The organism is Prosthecobacter sp. (genome assembly GCF_044232965.1).
Classification (GTDB): Bacteria; Verrucomicrobiota; Verrucomicrobiia; order Verrucomicrobiales; family Verrucomicrobiaceae; genus Prosthecobacter.
This window is the reverse complement of record NZ_JBIIKX010000024.1, coordinates 67,421-74,194: the sequence shown is the minus strand read 5'-3', so window position 1 is coordinate 74,194 and position 6,774 is coordinate 67,421. Positions and strand designations below refer to the sequence as shown.

Below are 6,774 nucleotides of genomic sequence, written 5' to 3'. Positions count from 1 at the left end.
TTGGCGGGGTGCGGCGCCCCCCCCGGGGGAGGGGGCCCACCACTCTTTAGCCGATCACCTCCGGCCACTCCGTGTGGAACATCTGGCCTTCGGGCTTGTCGGTGCGCTCGTAGGTGTGGGCACCGAAGAAGTCGCGCTGGGCTTGCAGCAGGTTCGCAGGAAGGCGTTCGGCGCGGTAGCTGTCGTAGTAGCCGAGGGAGGCGCTGAAGGCGGGGACGGGGATGCCGTTGAGGGTGGCGATGCTGACCACTTCACGCCAGTTTTGCTGGGTGTTGCTGAGCACGTCCTTGAAGAACGGATCGAGCATGAGGTTGGCGAGGCTGGCGTTGGTGCGGTAGGCGTCGGTGATGCGATTGAGGAAGCGGGCGCGGATGATGCAACCGCCACGCCAGATGCTGGCGATGCGACCGAGGTCGAGTCCCCACTTCTTCTTCTCGCCCATCGTTTTGATGAGGTCGAGACCCTGCGCGTAGCTGATGATCTTGGAGGCGTAGAGAGCGTCGTGGACTTTCTTCACGAGTTCGGCCTTGGCAGTGGTGATGTTCACCTTCGGGCCGGTGAGCTGGGTGCTGGCGGCGACGCGCTGCTTCTTCTGGCTCGACAAGATGCGGGCTTCGACGGCGGCGTTGATGGTGCTGATGACGACGGCGTTTTCGGCGGCGTTGAGCAGGGTCCACTGGCCGGTGCCTTTCTGGCCGGCCTTGTCCACGATGAGTTCGACGACGGGCTTGCCGGTTTCGGGATCTTTTTGTTCGAGCGCCTTGCCGGAGATCTGGATGAGGTAGCTCTGCATGTCGCCCTCGTTCCATTCGTTGAAGATGGCGGCCATCTCATCGGTGGTGAAGCCGGCGTGCTTGAAGATGTTGTAGGCTTCGCAGATGAGCTGCATGTCGCCGTATTCGATGCCGTTGTGGATCATCTTCACATAATGACCGGCGCCGCCGGGGCCGATGTGGATGACGCAGGGCTCGCCATCGACCTTCGCGGCGATGGATTCAAAGATGGGCTTCATGACTTCCCAAGTGGAAGCAGGGCCGCCAGGCATGATGCTCGGGCCTTTGCGCGCGCCTTCTTCACCGCCGGAGACGCCAGCGCCGATGAAGCGGAGACCTTTCTCAGCGAGGTAGGCGTCGCGGCGCTCGGTGGTCTGGTAGAAGCTGTTACCGCCGTCGATGACGATGTCGTCTTTATCGAGCAACGGAATAAGCTGCTCGATCACGGCGTCCACGGCGTCGCGGTCGGTGTCCTTCACGGCGGTGGATTTCACCATGATGTGAATCTTGCGCGGCGTGGCGAGGCTCTGGACGAATTCTTCAAGCGTTTTGGCACCGACGAGGGCTTTGCCGGGATGTTTGGCGAGAAACTCATCCGTCACGCTGGTGGTGCGGTTATAGACGCTCACCTGGAAGCCGCGGCTCTCCACGTTGAGAACAAGGTTTTGGCCCATCACAGCGAGGCCGATCAATCCGAAGTCACTTTTTTTGCTCATAATTTGGGGCGGCAGACATACCCCCCACCCCCGCTTTGGCAAAGGGGATTTTCCTCATGGCTGGCATGAGCGGGATTGATGGATTTCGTGATTGTGCGGTGAAGCCAAACCGGGGTATTTCTCATTCTAGCCCCGAAATTCTGCCCCCCTACCAACAGCCCATGCAATTCCACGTCGCCCAAAATGGAGAGAAAACCGGCCCGTTTGAGCGGGAAGAAGTGCTGCGCCGCCTCGTCGCGGGTGAGCTGAAGGGTTCTGACCTCGGCTGGCATGAGGGGCTGGCCGACTGGGAACCGTTGTCGAAGCTGATCCCGCCGCCGATACCGAATCCTGCTGCGCTGCCTATTTTCGGGCCGACGACGACACCTGGGGCTGCGCCGATCGTGCCAGCAGGCAGCTCAGGTATGGCGCTCGCCAGCATGATCTGCGGCATCCTGGGCCTGCTGCTTTGGCTGCCATGCATCCCGGCGGTCATCCTTGGACACCTCAGCCTGTCGGCGATCAAAAAGTCCGCCGGGGCGTTGGGAGGACGTGGCATGGCGATCACGGGCCTGGTGACTGGATACCTCATGATCGCCGCCATTCCGTTGATCGCCATCCTCGCGGCTCTTGCGATTCCTGCCTTCAACCAAGTTCAGATCCAAGGAAACCAAATGAAGGCCGTGAACAATGCCAAACAAATCGTGCTTGGCATGAAGCAGTATGCGGCGGATCACGAGGGCAAATACCCGGCGACTCTCGAACCTCTGTTTGAAGAACAGATTCTGACTGATCGCAGACTCCTCGAGTTCCCTTCGCAGTTGAATGTCCCCGACCAGGGTTGGGAATATCTGGGCGCAGGCCATACAGACACGGACCCCGGCAATCTCATCATCCTCATCAGCCGTAAGGCTGATCGAACCAAGAAAAAGATCGTCGCCCGCAACGATGGCTCTGTGTCAGTCGAACGCGAAGACGCTGTTCCCTGACACATCACTCACGGCACCGGCTGCCCCTTGGCACCGATGCTATAGAGCGAATTAGCGGTGCGGACGTAGAGGCGCTTGTCGCCGATGGCGGGGACGGAGTTCACGGGGCCGTCGAGCTTGCTGGCGGCGAGTTTTTCGAACTTCGGCCCGGCTTTGATGACGATGAGATCGCCCTGCTGGCTGGCGCAGAAAATTTTGCCATCGGCGGCCACGGGGCTGCTGAAGAACTTCGCGCTGCCGGCGGTGCCTTCGACGCGCTCCTCGTAGAGCACCTTGCCAGTCTTGAACTCAACGCAGCGCAGGATGCCGCCATCGCCAAGAAGATACATGTGCTCGCCAATCACGAGCGGTGATGGCACATAGGGCAGGCCTTTGGGGATGTCGAAGGTCACGGGCGCGGGTTTGCCGCTCTTCAGATCGAGCGCGGCGATTTCCTTCACACCGCCGCCGGTGCCGAAGGTGCAGAAGTAGAAGTCGTCGCTGAGCACGCCGGAGCCAAGGCTGCGCTGCTTGTAGCCGGGGTTGTGCTGCCAGTTGATCTTGCCGGAAGTCACGTCGATGCCCATGACACCGCTGGCGTTGTTCGCGCAGATGAATTCCTTTTTGCCGTTCTTCAACTCATGCACCACGGGCGTGGAGAAAGTGTTCAGGCAGTTAGGGATGTCGAGCTTCCAGACCTGCTTGCCGGTGGCGGCATCCAGGCCGACGAAACAAGCCTTCCACTTCTGCTGCTCAGGATCTTCGGTGTACACCTTGCCGTCACGCTGCCAGTCGAACTCGCTGCGCACGATCATGACGCCGTCCGCCACGACGGGCGAGATGCCAGTGCCGTGCTCGTGGATGTAATCGGTCACATGATCGTTTTTCCACACGAGTTTGCCGCCGTGGTCGAGCGCAAGCGCCTGGATGTTCGTGCCGGTGCTCCAGTTGATGTAAATGCGCCCGGCGTCGATGAAGGCGGAGCTGCTGGCGAAGGTGTTGTAGGTCTTGTGGATGTTGTGCGGCACGAACTCCTCCTCATGCCGCCACAGCTCCTTGCCGTCTTTGGCCGAAAGCGCGATCACCGCGCGCTTGTTGGCGGCGGTTTCGGCGGTGACGACGACCATGTCACCCCATAGCACCGGTGAGGACCAGCCTTTGCCCAGCGGCGCTTTCCACAGCGTGGTGCTGTCATCCACAATGGACGGCAAACCGGTGGTTTCGACGACACCACTGCCGTTCGGGCCACGGAAGCGTGACCAGTCATTGGCGGCGAAAGCGGAGACGGAAAGAAGTGTGACAAGGGCAAGGGTGAATTTCATGCGGGCGAGTAAAACGCGTGTGAGGGGTGAAAATTGCCAGGACCGCGCGGCCTTCCTGAAGTTTGGCAACGATCAGGCGGCAGAAGCGGGGGCGGGCAGTGGAAGTTCCGCCTGCACCGTCGCGACGACGGGATCTGCCACCGGTGGTGATTCATGTGGCGGACTGGAGATGGTTTCGGTCACAGGCTCAACCTGGGCTGCCGCCACGACTGGCAATTCAGCAGACGCGGGAGACTCGACCTTAGGCAACTCCATCGCTGACTCTTCGGCCTTCGGCACTTCCACCACAGCCGTTTCGACTTTGGGCGGCACGATGGCGGGTGGTGTGGCCTTCGTGGCGATCTCCACTGCCTCGCTGAGCCGATATTCGAGCTCGGCGATCTTGTAGCCGTCCTCACGCGCACGTTTGCGGGATTCGGCCTCCAAATGGGCGAGTTTCTCCTCCAGATCGCGCACTTTTTTGTCAGTGGCAGGCGCGGCACCCGGCATGGGAGCAGAGGCCACACCGACGGCGTTCATGAATTCCTTCTGCACCATCTCGATGCGGGCCTCGGCGGCCTTCAAAGCGCGTTGCAGGTTGGCGATCTTGCCCTCGGCCTGCTGATTCGCCTCACGCGCCTTCGCCAGCTCGGCCTCCGGCCCGCCTGCGGCCAGATAGGCAGCCTGCTCATCGCGGACTTTTTTCACTTCGGTCGCCGCCTCCAGCATTTCGGCCTTGTGTTTTATCACCAGGTCTTGCGCCTCGGCCAGGCGCTTTTCGAAGTCGGTCGCACGGGCGTTCGTGGCCTCGATGGCCTGGTCCTGCGCCTTCACACGGCCCTGCTCGGCGGCCAGGGCGATCTCGAGATCCTTGATGCGTGACTGCGTGGGCACCAACTGCGCCGCGATCTCGCGTGCGGCGGCCAGATCAGCCTCCAAACGCGTGATCTGCTGGGAGGCGTCCGTCTGGCGGCGGTCCGCCACCTCGCGATGCGTGGCGAAGCGCTGCTCGGTGTCGGCGAGCTTGGCCGAGGTCTCGGTCAGCGTCTTTCTGACCTCCGCCAACTGGGCGGCAGCGCGGCTCTGCTCGGCTTTCAATGCCGCCTCGGCCTCGGTGCGTTGTTTTTCTGCGGCGGCGGCTGTCTCTGCCTGCAAACGCTGCATTTTTCCGCGCATCACGAGCCAGACAATCAGCGCGGGCAGTACGATGGCGGCTCCGGTAACAGCGGCTCCTTCCATGGAAAAGGGAGCGGCCATGGCAAGCAGTAGAGGGGCGAACTTGGTTCCAACGAGCATGCGCATTCATGCTCCGCCGCCTCTGTTCTGTCCAGCACGCATTGCTCCTTGAGCGCGGAGGAAAGGCGGCTAGTCTGCGCCCCCTTTTCCCCCAACCCACCATGTCCAAGTTCAACATCCTCATCGCCGGCAACAACGACCCCATTTCGAGCAAAGGCATCGACCTGCTCAAAGCGGAGCCGTCCTTTTCCGTCACGGTGAACATGGATCTGAAAGCCGAGGACAAGATGATCGAGGCCTCCCGTGACGCGCACGCCATCATCGTCCGCTCCGGTGCCAAAGTGACCGCCAAGGTGCTCGAAGCCGCGCCGAACCTCAAAGTCATCGGCCGCGCCGGTGTCGGTGTGGACAACATCGACGTGCCCGTGGCCAGCAAGCGTGGCGTCGTGGTGATGAACACTCCCGGCGGCAACACCATTTCCACCGCCGAGCAGGCCTTCACTTTAATGATGGCCCTCTCCCGCAAGACCCCGCAGGCGCACGCCACCATCGTGAGCGGCAAGTGGGACCGCAAAAGCTTCCAGGGCACCGAAGTCTATGGCAAAACGCTCGTCGTGCTCGGCATGGGCCGCATCGGTGCGGAGTTCGCCAAGCGCGCGAAGGCCTTCGGCATGAGCGTCGTGGCCTATGACCCATACTTGAGCAAAAACCGTGCGGAAAGCCTCGGTGTCACGCTGTGCGAAGACCTCGACGCCGCCATCGTGCAGGCCGACTACATCACGATGCACATGCCGCTCACGCCAGAGACGAAGCACATGATCAACGCGAAGCGCCTCGCCTCGCTGAAGCCGAGCTGCCGCATCATCAACTGCGCCCGTGGCGGTCTCATCGACGACAACGCCCTCGCCCAGGCCCTCAGCGACGGCACCATCGCCGGTGCTGCACTTGACGTCTTCGAAGTCGAGCCGCCACCTGCCGATTACCCACTGCTCAAGGCCCCGAACACCGTCTTCACCCCGCATCTCGGTGCTTCGACCGAAGAGGCGCAGGAAAACGTCGGCATCGAGATCGCCGAGGTCATCAAAGCGCATCTGCTGCAAGGCACCGTCGTAAACGCGGTGAACATGCCGAACGTCGATCCGAAGGTGCTCGCCGAGATCGGTCCCTTCCTCAAATTCGGCGAACTGCTCGGCCGCCTTGTCTCCCAGTTCGCTCCTACGCGCTCCAACGTCGTCCGCATCAACTACAGCGGCAAGGTCGGCGGCGGCGACACCACGCTCATCTCCCGCGCTGTGTTGAAAGGCTTCCTGGAGCGCCCCGTCGGCGCTGAGCAGGTCAATTACATCAACGCCAACGGTGTCGCTGAAAACCTCGGCATCCGCTTCACCGAAAGCCGTCTGGCCGAGCCGAGCGAGTTCACCGACCTCATTGAGGTCGTCGCCAAGAATGACAACGGCGAAGCCGCCAGCATTGCCGGCACCTTCTTCGCCGGCGATCCGCGCATCGTGAAGGTCAACAGCCACCGCATCGAGGCCCGCCCCGAAGGCACGCTGCTCTTCATCGAAAACATCGACCGCCCCGGCATGATCGCCGCCTACAGCACCACGCTCGGCAAAAACCAAGTCAATATCGCCGACATGAGCCTCAGCCGCGACAAAGAGTCCGGCAAAGCTCTCACGCTGCTGACCCTGGACTCCACGCCTAGCGCTGAAGTCCTCGCTGAACTGGAGAAGATTCAGGGCATCAGCAAGGTGCATTGCGTCGCCGTTTAATGGAGCGCGGATTTTCAATCCGCAGCACT

Annotated in this window: 5 protein-coding genes; 2 read left to right on the top strand and 3 right to left on the bottom strand. The window is 61.6% G+C overall.

The window, feature by feature from the left end:
- Positions 1-46: 46 nt before the first annotated feature.
- A complete protein-coding gene (gene gnd, locus ACILSI_RS12415) occupies positions 47-1,489 on the bottom strand; it encodes a decarboxylating NADP(+)-dependent phosphogluconate dehydrogenase (protein WP_395722200.1) in 1,443 nt (480 codons plus the stop codon).
- A 161-nt stretch (positions 1,490-1,650) separates the two neighbouring features.
- Here gnd and ACILSI_RS12410 point away from each other — a divergent pair, with 161 nt between their 5' ends.
- Positions 1,651-2,457: a DUF4190 domain-containing protein gene (locus ACILSI_RS12410; protein WP_395722199.1), complete on the top strand. Its 807-nt coding sequence runs from the start codon at positions 1,651-1,653 to the stop codon at positions 2,455-2,457.
- Between the two features lie 8 nt (positions 2,458-2,465).
- Here the strand turns inward: ACILSI_RS12410 and ACILSI_RS12405 are convergent, their stop codons facing one another.
- Positions 2,466-3,758: a PQQ-binding-like beta-propeller repeat protein gene (locus ACILSI_RS12405; RefSeq protein WP_395722198.1), complete on the bottom strand. Its 1,293-nt coding sequence runs from the start codon at positions 3,756-3,758 to the stop codon at positions 2,466-2,468.
- 72 nt (positions 3,759-3,830) lie between these two features.
- On the bottom strand, positions 3,831-5,033 hold the full coding sequence (locus tag ACILSI_RS12400) for a hypothetical protein (protein WP_395722197.1): 1,203 nt from the start codon (positions 5,031-5,033) through the stop codon (positions 3,831-3,833).
- Between the two features lie 101 nt (positions 5,034-5,134).
- On the opposite strand from ACILSI_RS12400, the gene serA reads away from it, so the two are divergent.
- Positions 5,135-6,745 (top strand): phosphoglycerate dehydrogenase, encoded by a 1,611-nt coding sequence (gene serA / locus ACILSI_RS12395; protein WP_395722196.1) that lies wholly within the window; start codon positions 5,135-5,137, stop codon positions 6,743-6,745.
- The last annotated feature ends 29 nt before the right edge of the window (positions 6,746-6,774 follow it).